Source organism: Vibrio sp. 1401 (genome assembly GCF_033340295.1).
This window is the reverse complement of sequence record NZ_JAWOWF010000053.1, coordinates 1-20,076: the sequence shown is the minus strand read 5'-3', so window position 1 is coordinate 20,076 and position 20,076 is coordinate 1. Positions and strand designations below refer to the sequence as shown.

At 42.6% G+C, this 20,076-nt stretch carries 18 protein-coding genes; 13 read left to right on the top strand and 5 right to left on the bottom strand.

The features are described 5' to 3' along the window. Positions 1-31 precede the first annotated feature (31 nt). On the bottom strand, positions 32-2,632 hold the full coding sequence (locus tag R7Z77_RS20600; protein WP_047103765.1) for a TonB-dependent receptor plug domain-containing protein: 2,601 nt from the start codon (positions 2,630-2,632) through the stop codon (positions 32-34). Positions 2,633-3,452: 820 nt separating this feature from the next. Here R7Z77_RS20600 and R7Z77_RS20595 point away from each other — a divergent pair. The 6 genes from R7Z77_RS20595 (at position 3,453) to R7Z77_RS20570 (ending at position 9,724) form a co-directional block, all read left to right on the top strand. Continuing rightward, entirely contained in the window at positions 3,453-4,478 is a 1,026-nt protein-coding gene (locus R7Z77_RS20595; RefSeq protein WP_005384771.1) for an ABC transporter permease subunit, read from the top strand. A gap of 1 nt (position 4,479) precedes the next feature. Further along, entirely contained in the window at positions 4,480-5,523 is a 1,044-nt protein-coding gene (locus R7Z77_RS20590) for an ABC transporter permease (RefSeq protein ID WP_005379369.1), read from the top strand. A 38-nt stretch (positions 5,524-5,561) separates the two neighbouring features. Beyond that, positions 5,562-7,388: an extracellular solute-binding protein gene (locus R7Z77_RS20585; RefSeq protein ID WP_017634997.1), complete on the top strand. Its 1,827-nt coding sequence runs from the start codon at positions 5,562-5,564 to the stop codon at positions 7,386-7,388. 9 nt (positions 7,389-7,397) lie between these two features. After that, entirely contained in the window at positions 7,398-8,255 is an 858-nt protein-coding gene (locus R7Z77_RS20580) for an ABC transporter ATP-binding protein (RefSeq protein ID WP_005394932.1), read from the top strand. 35 nt (positions 8,256-8,290) lie between these two features. Beyond that, a complete protein-coding gene (locus R7Z77_RS20575) occupies positions 8,291-9,130 on the top strand; it encodes an ABC transporter ATP-binding protein (protein WP_005379372.1) in 840 nt (279 codons plus the stop codon). A 168-nt stretch (positions 9,131-9,298) separates the two neighbouring features. Next, positions 9,299-9,724, top strand: a complete 426-nt coding sequence (locus R7Z77_RS20570) for a phosphate-starvation-inducible protein PsiE (RefSeq protein ID WP_047103769.1) — start codon at positions 9,299-9,301, stop codon at positions 9,722-9,724. Positions 9,725-9,872: 148 nt separating this feature from the next. Here R7Z77_RS20570 and R7Z77_RS20565 read toward each other — a convergent pair whose 3' ends face one another. Then, positions 9,873-10,562 (bottom strand): GGDEF domain-containing protein, encoded by a 690-nt coding sequence (locus tag R7Z77_RS20565; protein ID WP_318136806.1) that lies wholly within the window; start codon positions 10,560-10,562, stop codon positions 9,873-9,875. Positions 10,563-10,971: 409 nt separating this feature from the next. Between R7Z77_RS20565 and R7Z77_RS20560 the strand changes: the two genes are divergently transcribed. From R7Z77_RS20560 to R7Z77_RS28950, 7 genes are all read left to right on the top strand, one after another. Further along, complete coding sequence (locus R7Z77_RS20560) at positions 10,972-11,301, top strand: hypothetical protein (RefSeq protein WP_140367307.1); 330 nt, start codon at positions 10,972-10,974, stop codon at positions 11,299-11,301. 127 nt (positions 11,302-11,428) lie between these two features. Continuing rightward, positions 11,429-12,606 (top strand): IS3 family transposase gene (locus R7Z77_RS20555; protein ID WP_318136805.1). Its coding sequence is split into 2 segments (ribosomal slippage): positions 11,429-11,696 and positions 11,696-12,606, totalling 1,179 coding nucleotides; the frame shifts between segments, so codons are not numbered across the junction. A 293-nt stretch (positions 12,607-12,899) separates the two neighbouring features. Beyond that, positions 12,900-13,886: a WYL domain-containing protein gene (locus tag R7Z77_RS20550; RefSeq protein WP_318136804.1), complete on the top strand. Its 987-nt coding sequence runs from the start codon at positions 12,900-12,902 to the stop codon at positions 13,884-13,886. Continuing rightward, positions 13,867-14,259 (top strand): TerB family tellurite resistance protein, encoded by a 393-nt coding sequence (locus R7Z77_RS20545; RefSeq protein WP_033905926.1) that lies wholly within the window; start codon positions 13,867-13,869, stop codon positions 14,257-14,259. Before R7Z77_RS20550 ends, R7Z77_RS20545 begins: the two co-directional genes overlap by 20 nt. A 2-nt stretch (positions 14,260-14,261) precedes the next feature. Then, the gene (locus R7Z77_RS20540; protein ID WP_033905929.1) at positions 14,262-15,326 is read left to right on the top strand and encodes a hypothetical protein; all 1,065 of its coding nucleotides are present in this window, start codon (positions 14,262-14,264) and stop codon (positions 15,324-15,326) included. A gap of 61 nt (positions 15,327-15,387) precedes the next feature. Next, complete coding sequence (locus R7Z77_RS20535) at positions 15,388-17,094, top strand: ATPase (RefSeq protein ID WP_318136803.1); 1,707 nt, start codon at positions 15,388-15,390, stop codon at positions 17,092-17,094. Next, positions 17,091-17,369 carry a YkgJ family cysteine cluster protein gene (locus R7Z77_RS28950; protein WP_213869542.1) on the top strand — a complete coding sequence of 93 codons (279 nt, stop codon included), beginning with the start codon at positions 17,091-17,093 and terminating at the stop codon, positions 17,367-17,369. Before R7Z77_RS20535 ends, R7Z77_RS28950 begins: the two co-directional genes overlap by 4 nt. A gap of 69 nt (positions 17,370-17,438) precedes the next feature. Here the strand turns inward: R7Z77_RS28950 and R7Z77_RS20530 are convergent. From R7Z77_RS20530 to R7Z77_RS20520, 3 genes are all read right to left on the bottom strand, one after another. After that, positions 17,439-18,589, bottom strand: a protein-coding gene (locus tag R7Z77_RS20530; RefSeq protein ID WP_318136802.1) for an IS3 family transposase whose coding sequence is annotated in 2 segments (ribosomal slippage) — positions 17,439-18,346 and positions 18,346-18,589 — 1,152 coding nt in all. Because the reading frame shifts where the segments join, the coding sequence is not laid out codon by codon here. Positions 18,590-18,656: 67 nt separating this feature from the next. Beyond that, positions 18,657-19,070: a DUF1643 domain-containing protein gene (locus R7Z77_RS20525; RefSeq protein WP_318136809.1), complete on the bottom strand. Its 414-nt coding sequence runs from the start codon at positions 19,068-19,070 to the stop codon at positions 18,657-18,659. Between the two features lie 265 nt (positions 19,071-19,335). Further along, positions 19,336-19,869, bottom strand: a complete 534-nt coding sequence (locus tag R7Z77_RS20520; protein WP_318136801.1) for a hypothetical protein — start codon at positions 19,867-19,869, stop codon at positions 19,336-19,338. Positions 19,870-20,076: the final 207 nt, after the last annotated feature.

The window sequence follows — 20,076 nt, the reverse complement described above, 5'->3', positions numbered from 1 at the left end:
AAGGGCGCGGAAAACCCGCGCCAAATATTTTTTAGAAGTCGTATGATGCCTCGACGTATAGCTGACGTCCGATTGGATCGTCATACCCAGTTGCATAGAATGGAGAGGTATCGCTTAGAGGATCTGCAGGCGGTACTTTGTCAAACATGTTGATAGCACCAAGAGTTACACGACCACTCTCGTTGAATTGGTAAGAAGCCGTTAGGTTCCACGTTGTCATACTAGCGATTTCTGCTTTGTAACCCGCTTTTTTAGCAGAATCACAGTCATCAAAGTAGTAACGGTTTGCGTAGCTTGAACACATACGGTCGCGGTATTTACCAAATAGGTTGATAGCGACATCTTCATATGCCCAGCCAAGATTTAACGTTGCGGTGTATTCAGGCATGAAATCTCTTTCATCCGTTACAGGCTCGCTGTCGTTTTCTTGATATTCAGCAATCAAGATCTTCGTTACAGCAACACGCGTGTTAAATGAGCCGAACTCATTAGTGTCGTATGCGTATTTGATCGCTAGGTCAATACCAGAACGCTCTTCATACGACTGGTTCACTGGACCATAGGATACCGACTTGATGGTGCCATCTGGGTTACGAACGACTTCAGTACCTGGGTATTTACCTGGATCGTTAATTACGTCTTGGTAAGTTGGTGCTGTTACGACGTCTTCCATCTTGATGTGGTACCAGTCAACGGTTACACCAAGATCATCCACAGGCTCCCACGCTAGGCCCAAGTTAATGTTTGTACTTGTTTCTTCTTTCAGCTCTGAGTTAGGTCCATTAAGTGTATCGAAGTACTGAGTATCACACTCTGGGTACTTGTCTTTATCTTGTGGGCCGCTACCACCAGCGTTGGCACAAAGCACAGGGTCAAAACCAGAACCAAAGCCTCGAGTTTGATCACCAAATAGTCGCTTCAAGTCTGGAGCTCGGAAGCCTAGACCGTAGCTACCACGTAGCAATAGGGTGTCAGTAGGACGGTACGCTAGGGCTACTTTAGGAGTGAATGCGCCACCAGTTGCCGAGTCGTCGAAGTAGTGGTCGTAACGACCAGCGACAGTCATTTCTAAATCTTCAATGATAGGAATAAGAGCTTCAACACCAAGACCAATCTGATCACGGTCACCGCCGCCTGATGTTCCACCTAGGCCAGAGAAACCACCAGCTGCTGTTGTAGCATCAATCGTCTCATTGTAGTCAGTACGGTTCCATTCACCATAAACAGCAAAGCCAGACATACCTGCAGGAAGTTCAACCAAATCACCAGCCAGTGAGCCGTTAACAGAGTAAAGCTTTGAGTAGGCTTCTTTGCTTGAAGTGCCGCTGTATTTGTCTACAACGTCTTGAGAGATAGGCCCTAGAAGATCGACATCACCATTTTGTACAGCTTGGTCGAGAGTTAGGAAGATTGCTGGGTTGCTTGTTTCAACGCTTTGCTCAGAGTAACCAGCGGATAGGTCCCAATCATACGTATCAGCAAGCAGGCCGTTCAAGCCTAAGGTTAAGCCAAAAGAATCGGCTTCAGTGTTACTTTCGCGTGGTCCAAATTCGACCATACGGCGAGTGTATTCGCCTTCGCCGCGGAAGTGAGTGGCATCAACTTCAACGCTGTAAGGGTTAGGTTCGAATTCAGATTCTGTAGACTTGTAGCCAAAACGGGCTTCTGCCATGGCAGTGACATTGTCGTTAATGTCCATTTCACCACGTAAAAGTAGGTCTACTTGTTTATTTTCTGGTTTTAATGTTCGGTACGCAGAACGGTTAACACCACACTTTCCATCCGCTCGTTCAATCGCGGCATCACCAACGACTTCTTTACATGAAGAACCAGCATCAGCTGGTGTTAGAAGTGTTCCGTTGGCGCCTTCAAAGTTTGCACCGTAGCTAGAGTAGCCACTTAGCTGAGAACGGCTAGAACCGTCATCGCCAGCCCAATCATCTCGGTCAGATTGCTTTAGCATTTCGTTGCCCGCAAATTGGCCAACGAAGAGAATACGTTTGTCGTCAAAGTTTTTGCCAGCTACAACGTCTAAACGACCATTTTGGTAACCACCATCCGTCGCGTCACCCGCGCGTACTTTTACAGAAACGCCATCAAAGTCTTTCTTTAAAATGAAGTTTACGACACCACCGATTGCGTCGGAGCCGTAGATAGCAGAACCTGAGTCGGTCATTACTTCAACACGCTCAATAGCGGCGACAGGGATTTGGCCGATATCTTGGAAGTTAGATGTACCATTTTGTGCTAGCGGGTATTGAGGAAGACGACGGCCATCAATAAGAATCAATGTGCGCGACGCGCCAAGGCCACGTAAGTTGACTGACTGCGCTGCTGGTGTAAACGAGAAAGAGTCTGTTTGAGCCATTACACCACCTGTGTTTTGGGTCAAACTGTTCAATACGTCTTGCGCGCTGTTAAAGCCTTTAGACTCAATGTCTTTACTATTAATAACAGTAACTGGTGAAGGACCTTCCATATCCGTCGTGGAGATACGCGAACCAGTAACTTTCATCTTTTGAAGTTTTTCAACTTGCTGCTCTTCTGCCAGTGCTGTTGCTGGGGCTGCAACTGCTGCTGTCCCCAAAGCAAGGCTTATCGCAACAGATAAAGCGGTTGTGTTTTTATACATCCTTGTTGCTCCGATTATTATTATTTCCTATGTCAGGCCGCATAGCGGCCAAATGTGACGTTAATATTTCGTTAACGTTCGGCCAATGTATAACCGAGATGAAAAAAGGAAGTCAAACCAGTGGTAAACGGGGATGCTTAAATGTAAAAAAGATGTAAATAACTAGACTTTATTTAAAAGGCGGAATAAAAAACCGAGTAAGGTTTATGAATCGAGATTAAATTTCAATAAAACACCGTATTTTGTGTTTCTTATAAACTTTAATGACTTATCTTGCCTATGGTTTTTTAGTGGGTAATTGAATCTGGAAAAAGATATTTTTCCAGTGAATTGTTCTGAGATGAGTTTTATATCGAATCCATACTTTGTTAGCTCGAACTTATTAGGTGGTATCAAAATATGATACCCATTGCGGTTAAAGGGCTCACTCGTATTTTTAGGTCAAATATAACCTTGGATTATGTGTCTATTTATGTGTTTAGGGTGCATTTTTATGTAGGGTTTTGGCTCTAAACAGCCTAGATTGATATTCTGTATGAATTATTTTTGTGGTTTTTTATAATTTTTTACAAAAACATTTCTGTTTTTCGACATCGAAGGAAGTTTGTCATGTTTTGGTTTCAAACACTTGAAGCTGATGTGGATTCAAGATAAATATGACGCTGAAATTATTGCAGTAGTAGAAAAGTCTAGCTCTTGAGGCGCAGGGAGTGTGCTTCAACAGTTTTAGTTACTACGAGATAAATATGCACCATTTTGGGCGGAAAATATCCTCTTTCACTCCGTTTGAACTGGACAGTAGACAAGGAGCAAGTTGTATATGCTGTCGTACTTTTTACGCCGTTTGGCGTTGGTTATCCCAACGTTTCTCGGGATAACTATTCTCATCTTTGCTATCACTCGTTTCGTGCCTGGCGGACCTGTTGAACGCATGTTGTCACAAATGCAGTCTCAGGGGGACGGCGCCGCATCAATGACGTCTGCGGGTGGTAATACGGCCCTTTCTGACGATCAAATCGCGGAGCTGAATGCGTTTTATGGCCTAGATAAACCTGTAACGGAAGCGTACGTCGAGTGGTTAAGTCGTTTGGTAATGCTAGATCTTGGCGAGTCGACGCGTTACTACGAGCCTGTCTCGGACATGATCGCAGAGCGTTTGCCAGTGTCGTTGTTTTATGGCGGCATGACCTTCTTTATTAGTTATTTTATCTCGATTCCTCTTGGTTACTATAAGGCGCTCAAGCACGGTTCTGTGTTTGATTCCGCCTCTTCAGTACTCATTTTCGTAGGCTACGCGCTACCAGGTTATGTGGTGGGTGTATTGCTGATCACGTTATTTAGTTATCACTTGGAATGGTTTCCGATGGGAGGCTTTGTCGGCGATGACTTCGACGATTACGAAACCTTCTTTGAACGCGCTAAAGACATTATGTGGCATGCGGTGTTGCCTTTGATCTGTTACCTCATTGGTGATTTTGCCACGCTGACGATGACAATGAAAAATAACCTGATGGAAAACCTTTCCTCAGATTACATCCGCACCGCAATTGCGAAAGGATTACCTTTCAAAAAAGCAGTTCGTAAGCACGCGTTGCGTAACAGCTTAATCCCGATCGCGAGTCACTTTGGTAACTCTTTGTTGTTCTTCATGACCGGTGCCTTCCTGATTGAAGTTATCTTCAATATTGATGGCATTGGCTTATTAGGTTACGAATCAATCATGGAGCGTGATTACCCTGTTGTTATGGGTATTGTCGCCATTAATGCGTTGTTACTGCTCATTGGTAACATCATTTCAGATATTTGTGTTGCTTTAGTCGACCCACGTGTGAAGTTTGGAGCGTAACATGATTAAAGTTAGTCCATTAACTCAAAAGAAAATTCGTCACTTTAAAGAGATCAAACGAGGCTATTGGTCGTTTGTTGCTCTTTCTATCATGTTGATCCTTTCTCTATTCGCCGAACTTTTGATCAACAGTAAAGCGCTAGTCGTCAAGTACGATGGTAGCTACTATTTTCCTGTTGTCAGTGACGTACGTTTAGGTAGCGAATTCGGCCAAGAGTCATCCAGTGAAGCCGATTATCGTGTACTGCAAAAAGCGTTTGAGGCTGAAGGGGGCGACAACTTTGTTATTTTGCCGCTTGTGCCGTGGAACCCATATGAACAAGATTTTAGTGGTGATTTCCCGCCAACAGCACCTAGTGCCGAAAATAAGCATTATTTAGGTACAGATGTGATAGGTCGCGATATTTTGGCGCGACTCGTCTACGGATTCAGAACGGCGATGGGATTTGCGTTGCTTACGATGGCCATTTCCTACGCGATCGGTACTGCAGTCGGTTGTGCTATGGGTTTTTGGGGCGGTAAATTTGACTTGTTTGTACAGCGACTTATCGAAATCTGGTCAATGGTACCGTTTTTGTACGTCATAATGATTCTTGTTTCAATCGTTCAACCGACGTTTGCTCTCTTTGTCGCTATTAACGTGCTTTTCACTTGGATGGGGATGACATGGTACATGCGGACCATGACCTATAAAGAAGCGGCACGAGAATACGTAATGGCGGCACGTGCTTTAGGGGCATCGACTGGACGTATCTTGTTTAATCACATCTTGCCAAATACGATGGTGATGATTGTAACCCTAGCACCTTTCACTATTGCAGCTAACATCACAGCATTGACTGCTCTCGATTACCTAGGCTTAGGCTTGATGCCACCAACACCAAGTTGGGGGGAATTACTGCAACAAGGTAAGTCAAACTTAGATTCGCCATGGATTGTTGCGTCAGTAGTGACTTCTATTGTTCTGGTTCTGGTAATGGTGACCTTTATTGGTGAAGCCATTCGAGCGGCTTTCGACCCGAAAAAATTCACACGCTATGTTTAAGCGAGCATTGTGAGCAAAACATAAAAAAGGGAAGTTTTATGAAGAAATTATTTTTAGCGTCCACGCTGAGCGCCCTGAGTTTTGGTGCAATGTCAGCAACGCTTCCGACTGACTTAAACTGGCAAACAAACTGGGATGAGCCTCAATATGGTTCTCCAGAAGCGAAACGTGGAGGGACTTATCGCACCTTTATGTCAAGTTTCCCGCAGACGTTACGTAGTGTTGGTCCAGACGCTAATGCAGGGCTACGTTCTTTTATCTTAGATGAAACACCAGGCTTGGTGGTCCGCCACCCAGATACTTTAGAGTTCATACCTGAGCTTGCTAACGAGTGGGCGTTAGCAGGTGACAACAAAACGGTCTATTTTAAACTCAACCCTGAAGCCAAATGGTCGGACGGCAAACCTGTGACTGCCGACGATTTCGTGTTCATGCTGAAGTTTTATCGTTCCAAGGACATCTTGGAACCTTGGTACAACGATTACTACAACAAAACGATTGCGGATGTTATCAAGTACGACACTCATACGTTTGCTGTTAAGGCGGCGAAAGAGTTCAATCCGGAAGAGTTGCTGTTACGAATGGGGGCTCTGCGCCCACGCCCCGCACATTTTTATGCTAACCCTTCAAAAGATGAAAATGGTGACGGTATACATGACAACTTTGTCCGCTACTACAATTTTAAAAGTGAACCAACGACCAGTGCATACTACCTAGATGACATTAAAAAAGGTAAAAGTGTTACCTTCAAACATGTCGGTGAAGACTGGTGGGGTTACAGCAATAAGTATTATCAACATCGTTATAATGTCGACAAAATCCGCATCACAGTGATTCGCGACAGTGATATCGCGATGAAGCACTTTGAGAAAGGGAAGCTGGACGCATTTGGTCTTGTTTTACCAAGCTTATGGCATGATAAATCGAATACGGAACCTTACCAAAAGGGATACATTCAAAAGTTCTGGGGTTACAACCAATTTCCAGTTGGGGCTGGTGGTGTATGGATGAACACCGCGATGCCTTTGCTGGATGATTTAAACATTCGCAAGGGCATTACTTACGCGATTGACTTTGATGGCATGATAGAGAATGTCATGCGTGGCGACTACTCCCGTAAACCGAACCCGACCGGTTATGGTCATGGTAAATACACCCTACCAGATGCTAAGGCACCGAAGTTTGATCCCGCAAAAGCGGCCGAGGCATTCGAAGCCGCAGGTTTTAACAAAATTGGTTCTGATGGTATTCGTGTTAATGATAAAGGTGAGCGCTTAAGCTTCGAGCTGACCTACGGAACACCTGTTCATACTCCTCGTATTGCATTTTTGCGTGAGCAAGCCAAGCTAGCAGGGCTGGATATTGAGCTCAAGTTAGTTGATGGCTCATCTATGTTCAAATACGTACGTGAGAAAAAGCACGATTTGGCTTTCTTAGATATGGGTACGTCTGAGATCCCAACGTATTGGGAGTACTTCCATTCAGTCAATGCGAACAAGCCGCAAACTAACTCTTTCACAAACTACAGCACGCCTGAACTGGATGAAAAGATCATCGAGTATCGTTTTGGCATGGATATGGATAAAAAGATCCAGCTAGGTCATGAGATTCAGCGTGACATCATTGATGCTCACGTTATCGTCCCAGGCTACATGGTTCCTTACGTCCGCTATGGTCACTGGCGCTGGTTAAAGTTTCCAGATAAGCCAATGAATCGCATGACAGAGGCGCTGTTCAGTGGTGCAATCATAGGCGATGGCACTTACTGGATTGATAGTGATATCAAAAAAGAAACGAAACAAGCGATGAAGTCAGGCAAAGCTTTTGAACCTGTTGTTGTCGTAGATGACACTTATAAGCTGTAAGGATTGGTTATGGAAAACGATGTAATCCTAAGTGTTAAAGATCTCGAAGTTGAATTCACCACCGATGATGGACCAGTGAAGGTGCTGCATGGTGTGAACTTTGATGTGAGAGCTGGACGTACACTCGGTCTGGTGGGAGAGTCAGGCAGTGGTAAGAGCGTAACCTCAATGTCGATCATGGGGCTTTTACCTAAGCCATATGGCAACATCATCAAAGGTGAAGTGAATTATCGCGGCACCAACCTAGTTGATTTGCCTGCGGAAGAGATGTACGCCATGCGTGGCGATCGCATTTCGATCATCTTCCAAGATCCGATGACGGCGCTCAATCCAGTACACACTATTGGTCGTCAAATATGTGAAGTGCTTGAACTCCATCGACCAGAGCTCGACAAAAAGGAGCGGGAGGCTTTCTCGATTGAGATGCTGGCAAAAGTCAAAATCCCAATGCCAGAGAAGCGATTGAATGAGTATCCCCATAACCTATCTGGCGGTATGCGCCAGCGTGTCATGATCGCGATGGCGTTGGCCTGTAAGCCGGACATTCTGATTTGTGATGAACCGACTACGGCGTTGGATGTTACGGTTCAGGCGTCTATCCTTGAACTGATGAACGAGCTTCAGGAAGAAACGGGCATGGCGATGATCTTCATTACTCACGACCTCGGGGTTGTGGCAGAAGTGTGTGATGATGTTGCCGTGATGTATGGTGGGCGTATTGTCGAAAAAGCAGAAATTTTTGAGTTGTTTGATAACCCACAGCACCCATACACAGAGCGTTTGATGGGGTTGATGCCGAGCTTAGATAATGAGCCGAAGCAGATGATCGATATCAAGCCTATTGATGCCAGTATGTTTGCCAGTTAACTGGGCAAAGTGAACGAGTCATAAAAGAGGATGTTATGGCAAAAGAAGTATTAAGAATTGAAAATCTTAAGCAGCACTTTGTTTCTGGTAAAGGGCTGTTCAAGAAAGGCTACACCATCAAAGCGGTAGACGGAGTTTCACTGTCTGTTTCTGAAGGTGAAACACTGGGGCTAGTTGGTGAGTCAGGTTGTGGTAAAAGCACCCTTGGTCGCACGATCTTAAAGTTATACGAGCCAACAGAAGGTAAGATTTTCTTTGAAGGTAAAGACATCACTAAACTGTCTGTTAAAGAGATGCGCTCGCTGCGTAAAGACATGCAAATCGTCTTTCAAGACCCAATGGAGTCACTCAATCAGCGTCATACCATCGGTATGATTCTGGAAGAACCGTTTGTTATTCATAAAATTGGCACGCCAACAGAGCGTAAACAGTGGGTAAAAGAGCTTTTAATCAAAGTGGGATTACCAGAAACGGCAGTAAACCGTTATCCACATGAATTTTCAGGCGGACAACGGCAGCGTATCGGTATTGCTCGCGCGATTGCATTGAAGCCTAAATTACTGATTTGTGATGAATCGGTATCTGCGTTAGATGTGTCGGTACAGGCGCAAATCTTGAACCTATTGCTACAGCTGCAACAAGAAATGAACTTGGCGATCATATTTATCTCTCACGATCTCTCGGTGGTGAAACATGTTTCTGACAAAGTTGCCGTGATGTATTTTGGTAAAGTGGTAGAAGCAGGCAGTGCTAAAGAAATTTATGCAAACCCGCAAAACGAATACACCAAAAAACTCCTATCTGCGATTCCGATCACTCACCCTAAATATCGGAAGAAAAAGCGCGTAGCTGAAAAAAAGCAGCAAGTGGCGTAAGTGATGCCACAGGTCCTATAACACAAAAGCGCTCCGCCAAATAAGCGGAGCGTTTTTATAAGCAAATGCCAGGACTTGGAGTCGATTTGCACTGATGTTTATTCTGATTGATTGAAGATCGTTGCATGCTAAACTCAAGGCCTATTTTCTTTGTTTGGATAATGGACCATGCCGTCGAATTTACCGAAATCCTTTAGTCGACCTTTCCTGAAAATCTTCCATATTTTGGAGGCGGTGTTATTAGTCTCTATTACCTTGGCGACGTTGTACGCCATGATGCAAGAGTTTGTGCACGTATTTGTAGAGAAGCGTGTCTTACTCACGGATATTCTGTTGATGTTTATCTATCTGGAAGTGCTCGCCATGGTGCAGCAGTTCGTGATGAACGGTAAAATTCCGGTACGCTATCCTATCTATATCGCGATGATGGCAATCGCCCGCTATATCACACTCGGAATGAAAGAGCTGGATGCAGTTTTGGTTGTGTGGTTATCTCTGGCTGCGTTTATTTTGGCTGCGGCTACTTTGCTGATCAGAATTGGGCACCATTATTGGCCCTACGTTGATAACAGAACCTTGGAAAAAGACGAATAAAAGAAAGCCCCGTACTAGCGGGGCTTTCTGTTTCAATACTCGATGACTTTTAGATCATTCAGTGTTTAAGAACTGGTTTTTTAAAATTCCTTTAATATCAATGATTTGATGGTGTTATCTTGTGGTTTTTATATTTTTAATCACCACATTACCCACCGATTGGTACTTTATAGATATAACTTTTGAGTGAGTCGTTTTTACTTTGTTTGTTTTTATACATATCTTTGTCTGCTCTCTCTATTAGTTGCTTTGCATCTAAATGTTCAGGCTCTCTTGCCTTATGGTACACGTAAGATCCAACTGAAACAGAAAGGTAGAAATGCTGTCCATCAATACGTATTGGCTCCTGAAGCTTAGTTCTTTTTTGTAAGCAGTTACACCAACTCGTGGTTTTTTGATGGTCGTAGTTTGGGAGGATGGCAATGAATTCATCTCCTCCAAACCTAGCTATCGTCTGCTTTGGTAGTTGCATTTTTTTCAAGATATTACCTAGTCTCTCAATCATTCTATCTCCGACAACGTGACCAGCAGAGTCGTTAATTTTCATCAACTGATCTAAATCGATAAATACCAGTGAGAAAGTTCCAATATCATTGTCTTGAATTAGAGACTCTATGTGTGTAATGCCTTGAGCACGAGAAGATAAACCAGTCAAAAAATCAACACTTAAACGCTTCTCTAAGAGTAAAACTCTATTTGTAAGTTTTTGATTTTCAATCTCTAAGTCTGAAATTTTTTTTAGTATGTTTTTAAGTCCAACATTATTAGGGAGGGACATGTTTTGTTCATCAATAAGAGAAATGCTACGGGCATGAGTGTTGCCTTTACTTTTTGACATATCGTTACCTTCAATATCTTGATTGATATTAGGTTACTTTGTAATGCGGCAAGTTATGTCGTAGTAGGTGATTAAATGAATCTATTGCTGGAAACATTTTAGCTGCGACATGATGTGTCGCATTCAAACGTAGACAGTGGCATTAGTAGTGGAGTTTTATTGTTGATTTTATTAATTTGTATTTCACTTATCTATGTAAGTTATCTAAGTGTAAGCAAAATTAATAATCTTTATTGGTAGCCTATTGGTGCTCAAAAATAACTTTTATAGTCGATCATTAAGGGTATGTCAGTTATGAGTGCAATGAGCTCAGAAGCATGGTTTTTAAAGGTTATCTGTTTTAGTCGTATTGATAGATTGTTTAACTACAAAATAAACAACGTGAATTAACAGTTGGTAAGGAGTCATTATGGGATTTTTCGATTCATTGGTTAGTGCAGGGAAATCGGCAGTTAAGGCAGTGAGTGACGCAGCTTTAACTCAAACCTTAGAACAATGGGAAAAGGTAAATCGAGCACCAAGTGAGCGCGTCAGAGATTACTATGATAGAAATAATCAGCAAGACAAAAATTCGCCTTTAAAAAGGGCTCTTGCTATTGCTGCATTACAAGACGGTAATCTATTTGCAAAAGATCAGGCAGCAAAAAAAGCCCTGCTTAATCTTAGAGAAAAAATAGCTTTTGAAAATGACCGGAAAGCACAAAGCTTGATTAGAGCTATAGATAATTTAGAGCGATAATATTATTACTTTTCGCTACCCTCTCATGAGCACAAGGTTATGGGAGGGATAACGTGTAGTGGTACGGTGAATTTGGCCACCTGATTAGAGGTGTTAAGATACACCTCATAGCATGACAGGTGAAACTATGACCAAGCGTACCAGACGCACTTTCAGTGCGGAATTCAAACTCGAAGCAGCGCAACTTGTTCTCGACCAAAACTACACCGTTGTTGAAGCCGCAAAAGCCATGGGTGTGGGTAAATCGACAATGGATAAGTGGGTAAGGCAGCTCAAGCAAGAAAGAATGGGAGTAGCACCTCAAGCCTCACCAATGACACCAGAGCAAATTGAGATACGAGAGCTGAAGAAGAAACTTGCACGCCTTGAAGAGCACAATGAAATATTAAAAAAGGCTACAGCTCTCTTGATGTCGGACTCACTGAACAACTCTCGATAATCGAGAAACTCAGGCAGAGCTTTAACGTAACAACCCTGTGTCATGTGTTCAGTGTCCACCGCAGCAGTTACAAATACTGGCGTTGTCGCCCTAAGCGTGTTTCTCCAGAGTTGGTGAAGCTAAAAAGTCTTATTAAAGAAGTTCATACGGCAAGCAACGGCTCTGCTGGTGCGAGAAGCATTGCCGACATGGTGACAGCTCAAGGTATAAAACTGACACGTTATCGAGCTTCTAAGATAATGAAATTATTAGGGCTGGTAAGCTGTCAAACACCGAAGCACCGATATCGAAAGGCATCACAAGAGCACGTAGAGATCCCAAACCATCTGTCTCGACAATTTGCCGTTACCGCTCCCAACCAAGTCTGGGTCGGTGATGTGACGTATGTCTGGACGGGACAGCGCTGGATGTATCTTGCTGTTGTCATCGACCTGTTCGCGAGAAAGCCAATTGGTTGGGCGATGTCAGTATCGCCTGATAGTAAGTTGACAGGGAAAGCACTCTCTATGGCGTTTGAATCACGAGGTAAGCCCAAAGGCGTGATGTTCCACAGCGACCAAGGAAGTCATTACACCAGTCGTACTTATCGGCAACTGTTGTGGCGTTATCAAATCAAGCAAAGCTTATCTAGGCGAGGTAATTGCTGGGACAACAGTCCGATGGAACGGTTCTTCAGAAGCTTAAAGACAGAATGGATACCAGTGTCGGGTTATCGGAGTTTTAGCGAAGCGAGAGAACATATAACTCGATACATCACGGGCTACTACAGCCAACTCAGGCCACATCAATATAATGGTGGTCTAACACCCAATGAGTCTGAACGACTGTATTGGGAAAACTCTAAAACCGTGGCCAATTTTAGTTGACCACTACAAACGACATCAACTTAGCCCCTCCTCCGATGTTTCGATCTCATTCTCCTATAACGTGCTGACTTTGTAGCTGACGGTCGCTAACTTACCTCTGAGATCAGTATACCGAAGTAAAATTCGTTATTTTTTGAACTTTTTCTGGTTGATATTTGTGCGACACAACTTGTCGCTGGAATCAAATATAATTTGTGTGCATTAAGTCACATGATGGATTGGTTTCACATGTATAGTATCGATGTTCTCATTTATGGAACGAATGTCACGATAGATTTAAACAACGGAATAACTTGGCTTTGTCGAAAAGAAAAAGTACACAAGACTCATTAGTTCTTGTGCTTGAAATACTTAAACGAATCCCTAAGCACAGAAAGATAACGGCTCTAGAAATACGAGAGCAATTAGAAGTAATAGGCATTTCGCGAGATATAAGAACAATACAACGCAATCTAGAGATGTTGAGTGAACACTTTCCCATAGATAGGGATACTCGCTCTAAGCCTTATGGGTACAGTTTTGATAGAAATAGTCACGCACTAGGAGTGAGCTCACTTAATGCTCATGAATCTTTACTCTTGGCGTTAGCAGAGAAGCACCTAAAGTTACTGCTACCAAAAGATGTAATGCAGTCACTAAGACCTCACTTTACAGAGGCTAGGTATAACCTCGAGTTTGACCCTAAAAACCATAAAGATCGTGTGTGGAAAGATAAAATCAAAGTAGTGCGAGAGTCTCAACCTCTTCTAGCGCCAAAAATTGATAACAAAGTTTTGGAAAATATAAGTAAGGCATTGTATGAAGATCGTTTATTGACCGTAACCTATCACAATGCCAATAAGCAAGTTAGAACATCTACAGTTATGCCGCTCGGCCTTGCACAGCAAGGAGTTCGACTTTATCTAGTGTGCCGGTTTGACGGGTTCAACAATGAAAGAAGCTTAGCCGTTCATCGTATAAATGATGCGATAGTTTCGTCATTTAACTTCAAGAGACCGGAGAGCTTTTCGTTGGCTAAATACGATTCTGACGGAAGGTTTGGTTTTGGCGAGGGAGAGTTGTGTCGAGTTCAGTTTGATATCGATAAACAGGCTGGATACCACCTTGTTGAGACACCGCTATCGGAAGACCAGATCATAGAAGAGTTGGGAAGCGCCTATAGAGTGTCAGCCACAGTCATTGATTCATTCTTACTTGATAAGTGGATTAAGAGTTTTGGAACAGACGTCTGTAACATCTATAAAAAGAAAGGAAATAGCAATGTTTATTCAGCACCTTAATGATGAACAACAAGCCGCATTATATTACTTCTCTAAGGAGTTAATTGCAGCTGATGGATACGTTGATGAACGAGAAACTCTACTTTTGGAGGGAATCACTGCTCAATGTAACAACAGTGCAAATTTAGATAAAGCGTTTGATATTAAAAAGCTTTCTGCGATCTTTTCAGAAAAGGCGCAGAAAATGGCGTTTCTAATTGAATTAGTTGGTGTTGCTTACGCGGATCAGGTAATTGAAGAAAGTGAAGACAATTTCATAAAAAGTGTAGCGGAAAGCCTAAATGTGGACTTGTCAATCATTGAAGAGTTAAAGGATTGGGTTCAGCGCCAGATGGCTCTTGTGCTCGAAGCAGAAAAATTTTTGGAGAAATAAACATGCCATTACCATTTATTTTAGCAGGTGCTGCTGTTGCAGCAGCAAGTTATGGAGCTAAAAAAGGCTACGACGGGTATCAAGATAAGTCTGAAGCAAACGATATTATTGAGTCTGCAAAGAGAAAGTACGATGAAGAGAGAACTATCTTTGACAAACAGAATGAACAGACAAATAAAAGTTTAACCAGCCTCGGTGAGTTTCAACTACAAGTTGGTAACGATTTTAAAGAGTTCAGAACAATTGCAGAAAAGCTTTTAGTTAAATTGAACCAATCCAACTCTAAGGACCTAGAAATTGACTTTCCTCAGCATAAGCTTGATGAGATAGATGGTCTCGCGTTATCTACAACAGCTTACATGAGTAAGGTCGCTGGAGCTGGTGCTGCTGGTGCTGCCGCTGCATATGCTGTATACGGTGGCGTTATGGCTATGGCTGCCGCTTCAACAGGAACACCGATTGCCGCTCTATCTGGCGCTGCTGCATATAACGCAACTATGGCCGCTATTGGCGGAGGTTCCCTTGCTGCTGGTGGCTTTGGTATGGCTGGAGGTGCGATGGTTCTTGGTGGTGTTGTTGCTGCTCCTATTATGGCGATTGCTGGGTGGGCTTTTGCCTCTCATGCGGAGGAAGCATTAAGCGATGCAAGAAAAACTCGAGCAGAAGTTAACGAAGCTGTAGGTAAGATGGAGAAGGGGCGCAAACAACTAGCCAAAACTAAGCTATATGCCGATAGAATTTACAAAGAGATAGAACGCCTGTATTCAGTATTTAAAGAATACTTTGATAGCCTAAAAGCTTTTGAGAAATTGCTATCGAACAAAGCTGACATTTCCAAGTTCGAAGATGACGTTATTCGTCTAATTCAAAATGGCTACCAAATTGCCGCTATTCTCACTGATATCATTACAACACCGCTGTTTAAACCTAAAAAAGACGCACAGGGTAATGTGGTATTAAATGATGAAAACATTGTTCAAATTGAAACTGATAGCGATGGAATGCAAGTGATCAATGAGCCTGGAATAAAAGCTACGCTTGCAAAGTCGAGTAATACTCACAAGTAAGTATTGTTCTCGAAGAGATATAAAGGGAGGTTTTTCTCCCTTTTCAATGGAGCTGTATGGTATGTCAGAAACCAATTCACAACATTTTGCGTTAGTTGATGAACTAAATAAGACGGTTACTAAAAGTTTAGTAACGACGTTCGGTTTGGACTTTTTACTTTTTGAAGACAAAAAAGGTGGCGATGTTGCAACCGTTCACAATGTTCGCCAGCACCAAAAAGGTGATGCTGAAATCTATGTCTCAAAGAGTGTTCAAGCAGAGTATGCGAATAAAGGGGATTACAAACCAGTTAAACATCATGCTGACGGAAGTATCGTAACTGATAGAAAGAACAAACCCAAAAGAGAAGATCGCTACCACTCTCATCAGAATTATAAGGCGAAGGGAAAGGAAGACAAAAAGCTGCAACATGATGGTAATTTGCCAGACGAATATCGTAACCAGCTTATGTCTCAGGATGAAAAACGCCAACTAGACCACATCATTTCATCGCATGAAGTCCATAATGATGCGGGAAGAGTGCTTGCAGGGCTAGACGGCGTAGAACTTGCCAATCAGAACTCAAACTTTCAATCGACACATTATTACATCAACAACCTCAAGTTAGATCATTCTATGGATGATTTCTTAGGAACCGTTGTACCAAGGACAATTGAGAACAAGCGTAACAATATTGAAAGAGATAAACTGCGTTTAGCTTCTATGCCCTCGGAAACTAAACAGCAAAAGCATGAAAAACGTAAACTAGCAGATAAAATCACCAAGCAAAGTGAACAGGTTGCTGTTCTTGAGAGTCTTGATGAAGACAAAATGCGTGAGGCGGATAAGAGAGCAAGACAGCAGTACGATAAGCAGATCAATTTCACTTACTATACCAGCAGTAAGTTTTTTAAGAGTACTGCTATGGCGTCTAGTAAAGCTGGTTTCGCTATGGGGGTTAGACAGGCATTAGGGCTTGTTCTTGCTGAAGTTTGGTTTGAAATAAAAGATGCAATTCCTCAGATCTTTAAAGATAAAGAAGAAAACTTCACACTTGATAAGTTCCTAAATAAGCTAAAGGTTACCGCACTAAAAATTTGGGATAGGGTCAAAACTCGATTCAAAGATATTCTGGAAGAGTTTAAAAGCGGGGCTTTAGCGGGTGCCCTGTCTAGCTTAAGTTCGACCATAATGAACATCTTTTTCACCACTCAAAAGTTGATTGGAAAACTCCTCCGTGAAACTTGGTCAAGTCTAGTTTCGGCTGCTAAAGTCTTGTTCTTTAATCCGCAGAGACTTAGCCCTGGATCTTTAGTGCGAGAAGTTACACGTATTTTATCTACTGGTGTTGCGGTTGCAATGGGAGTGATGCTTAACCAACAGTTAGCCTCGCTGATGACATTTCCTCTCGGTATTGAACTAGCCTCGTTTGTTAGCGCGGTGGCTACGGGGATAATGACTATTGGTATCACATACTTTTTAGATCACAGTAAATTAATGCGAAAAGTATGGGATTACCTAGATCAGTTTAAGTCAGTAGAAAAGAGAACCTTGGAATACTTCCAGACGGTAAATGCTGAACTTGATCGATACTTGATTGAGCTTTCCAAAGTTGAGTTTAATCTTTCACCTGATGAACTGGCTGGACTTGTCGACAACTTAGAATCTGTTAGCTGTGAATACGAAAGAAGTATGATGTTGTCGAAAGAAGTAAGTCGAAGAGAGATAGAGTTACCTTTTGAAGACAACAACCTAGATAGTACTCGAGCTTGGTTGATGAGTTTATGAACCAAGTTACCCTAAATCCTTTCCCTTGCTATTCATGCGGTAAATGTTGTGCGAATGTTGATTTATCCGCAGAGACCAAGAACTTGGACCGAGGTGACGGCATTTGCCGTCATCTCAATGTGGAAAACAAACAATGTCGTATATATGACACGAGACCGGATATTTGTCGAGTGGAGCTACAGTATAGAAGGCATTATGCTTCTACTTATACTTGGCAAGCGTTTGTTGATATAAACCTATCAATATGTGAGAGCTTGCCTGATAAATTTTCATAAACATAAGGTGTTCTACAAAACAGCATATCTATGGCAAGCTGATCTGCTCCAGCCAGACTGGACACTTCATTAAGCGACATTTTGTTGTTCAAAGTTAACTGGGCTTAGATACCCAAGAGCACTGTGCCTTCTCGTCCGATTATAATCAACCTCTATGTACTCGAAGATCGTTTGGCGCATCTGCTCTCTCGTCATAATCGGCTCATATTGGATTGCTTCCACTTTCATAGAATGGAAGAAACTCTCAACACAAGCATTGTCCCAGCAGTTTCCTTTCCTACTCATACTTTGCTTGAGGTTATAAGCAGTTATGAGATCTCGATAATCTTTTGAGCAGTACTGACTACCTCGATCACTATGAACGATAACCTGCTCGGGGAATCCGCGACGGAACAATGCCATTGATAGCGCATTACAGACCAGCGTAGCCGTCATTCTGGTATCCATAGACCATCCAATTACTTGTCTTGAGTAAAGGTCAATAATTACCGCCAAGTACAACCAGCCTTCGCTTGTGGCTAAATAGGTGATGTCTCCAGCCCATTTTTCATTCGGAGCCGATGCGCTAAAGTTCTGAGCCAACAGATTTGGAGCAACAGGCATTTGATGCTTGCTGTCCGTAGTGCACTTAAACTTGCGTGCAGCTTTCGGCGTTAAATCTTGACGCTTCATACTGGCAGCAATGATTTTAACGTTGTAGTTATCACCGTTCTCAGACAGTTCTTTTTGAATACGCCTTGAGCCATCTCGGCCTTTACTGTTGTTGAAAGCTTCTTTGACTCTTGTATCAAGCTTTTGGCTAATTGCCTCGTGTTTGATGGCCTTATGGCGATGCTTAACCCAGTAATAAAACCCACTTCGGGATACCCCGAACACCTTAGCCATACGCACAATACTGAAGCTCAGCAGGTGTTCGAGCATAAATTCATAGAAATTTACTTTAGATTCTTCGCGAAGTAGGTGGCGGCCTTTTTTACAATGTCTAGCGCTTCTGCTTGCTCAGCCAACTGCCTTTTGAGCTTGGCAACCTCTGCGGCTAGTTCTTGCTCTCGCTGACTAGTACTGGTGTCTTTTTTCGAGTTCTTTCGCCACCCGTAGATTTGAGATTCATGTAAAGAAAGCTGTCTTGCTGTCGCAGCTACTCCCACTTTATCTGCTAACTTCAGGGCTTCTGCTTTAAATTCAGGGGAATGTTTAATTCTAGTTTTCTTAGTTGTCATTGTTCACCTCGTTAGTGATTGTACTCACTTAACTCAGTGTCCAAAACTGTTGGGGCAGATCAGTTTGTTATGTAACTGACTCAAAGACAAACTGATAGTCTTTATTTACCCAGTTTTTGCCTAGAATGCGTAAATGCTTGGGATAGTTCCCTTTTTCATCGTACCAACAAGAAATACGCTTCCCATCAGCACTTTCTTTAAGAACAGACTCAAACCTCTTTTTCGCTTGGCTATATTTCTTATGTTCAGTGCCCCACGCAATGAACACCTCATTGGCAAGTTCAAGTTCACGCTGAAACACCTTTATGTTTTCTGAAAGCCCTAAATCGTACTTCCCAACTAAATCCTTGGGCTCTGTCGCTCTATAAGGAAACAAATTAACGACTGTAACAGCATCAAAATTAGCATCCACGCAATAGTTAACTACATTAGCGAAAGTATTATCCATTCGGACTATATCTGCTTTACTGGGTTCAGTAATATAAACAAAGCTTTCTTCTCACCGTTTCCCCAAGCTTTTGTTAGAGAAAAACGTAAACTTTGCTGAGTGTCGTTTGAGAATTCAGCAGACACCTCTATTGTTCTATTAACTTGTATTGCCAATGTTACAACTCCATTTGTTACATAACGCCTTGTTAAGGTGTGAGGCACGCAATACCGAAGCTTCTGCATACCACCTTAACCACTAAAACCAACGCATAGTCAAAATGCCACGCGTGCCGAATCACTCTTGAACAATTTGTATGTCACTTCTCCGCAGTAACACTCCAGTACTCTTCGATTTGCCATAAAGGCTTACCGTCAAGAAAGATCCTAATCGCATCCACAACTGTCAAATATGATTCACGACTAAAGTTCGTCCAATTTGCATCACGATAAATACGCTTGTGTTCAGCGGGAATTGAGTCAATTTTACTCAAGTTTCGTAGGAGAATTCTGTCTATTGGAGGATGTATAAACTCTGCTTGAATTGAACAAGTTTGGGGGATTACTACCATGGCTTTGAGATACACTGCAACTAACTTAGCAGCCCTACCAAAAGTAACTCCTTTTACGTCTTGAGACTCTAGAAATTCGCAAATATCTTCGCACCAGTCAAAGTGAAGTTCATCAAACTCTTCACGTGTGGTAACAATTTCAGGGTTACGAGAAAACTCTTTAATCTTCGAATGTTCTATCGCATCCCGTAAAAGCTTTACAGTCGTAAATCCTCGCTGCGAAGCTCTCGCCCCAGCCCAAACCGCAAAGTCATGACGATAGTTAAACTGAATATCTTGCACTATTTCTCCCTGTGACATAACGCCGCGTTAAGTAGTGAGCAACATTGCCACTTAACCTAAACCATTGTGCCGTAAACACTAAATTCATAGCAAACCAAAAATGCCGAGCGTTGCGAATCTGTCTTAAACGCTTGTATGGATAATAAGTACTCCAATCGGGTAAGGTGAGACCCAGACTTTAGCTGCAACTAAAGTTCTTCTATCTGG

What these genes read in the sequence shown, in the direction of transcription:
- R7Z77_RS20595 (WP_005384771.1), top strand. Translation starts at nt 3,453, where the DNA reads ATGCTGTCGTACTTTTTACGCCGTTTGGCGTTGGTTATCCCAACGTTT.
- R7Z77_RS20540 (WP_033905929.1), top strand. Translation starts at nt 14,262, where the DNA reads ATGCCATTACCATTTATTTTAGCAGGTGCTGCTGTTGCAGCAGCAAGT.
- R7Z77_RS20580 (WP_005394932.1), top strand. Translation starts at nt 7,398, where the DNA reads ATGGAAAACGATGTAATCCTAAGTGTTAAAGATCTCGAAGTTGAATTC.
- R7Z77_RS20570 (WP_047103769.1), top strand. Translation starts at nt 9,299, where the DNA reads ATGCCGTCGAATTTACCGAAATCCTTTAGTCGACCTTTCCTGAAAATC.
- R7Z77_RS20600 (WP_047103765.1), bottom strand. Translation starts at nt 2,632, where the DNA reads ATGTATAAAAACACAACCGCTTTATCTGTTGCGATAAGCCTTGCTTTG.
- R7Z77_RS28950 (WP_213869542.1), top strand. Translation starts at nt 17,091, where the DNA reads ATGAACCAAGTTACCCTAAATCCTTTCCCTTGCTATTCATGCGGTAAA.
- R7Z77_RS20535 (WP_318136803.1), top strand. Translation starts at nt 15,388, where the DNA reads ATGTCAGAAACCAATTCACAACATTTTGCGTTAGTTGATGAACTAAAT.
- R7Z77_RS20545 (WP_033905926.1), top strand. Translation starts at nt 13,867, where the DNA reads ATGTTTATTCAGCACCTTAATGATGAACAACAAGCCGCATTATATTAC.
- R7Z77_RS20560 (WP_140367307.1), top strand. Translation starts at nt 10,972, where the DNA reads ATGGGATTTTTCGATTCATTGGTTAGTGCAGGGAAATCGGCAGTTAAG.
- R7Z77_RS20575 (WP_005379372.1), top strand. Translation starts at nt 8,291, where the DNA reads ATGGCAAAAGAAGTATTAAGAATTGAAAATCTTAAGCAGCACTTTGTT.
- R7Z77_RS20590 (WP_005379369.1), top strand. Translation starts at nt 4,480, where the DNA reads ATGATTAAAGTTAGTCCATTAACTCAAAAGAAAATTCGTCACTTTAAA.
- R7Z77_RS20585 (WP_017634997.1), top strand. Translation starts at nt 5,562, where the DNA reads ATGAAGAAATTATTTTTAGCGTCCACGCTGAGCGCCCTGAGTTTTGGT.
- R7Z77_RS20565 (WP_318136806.1), bottom strand. Translation starts at nt 10,562, where the DNA reads ATGTCAAAAAGTAAAGGCAACACTCATGCCCGTAGCATTTCTCTTATT.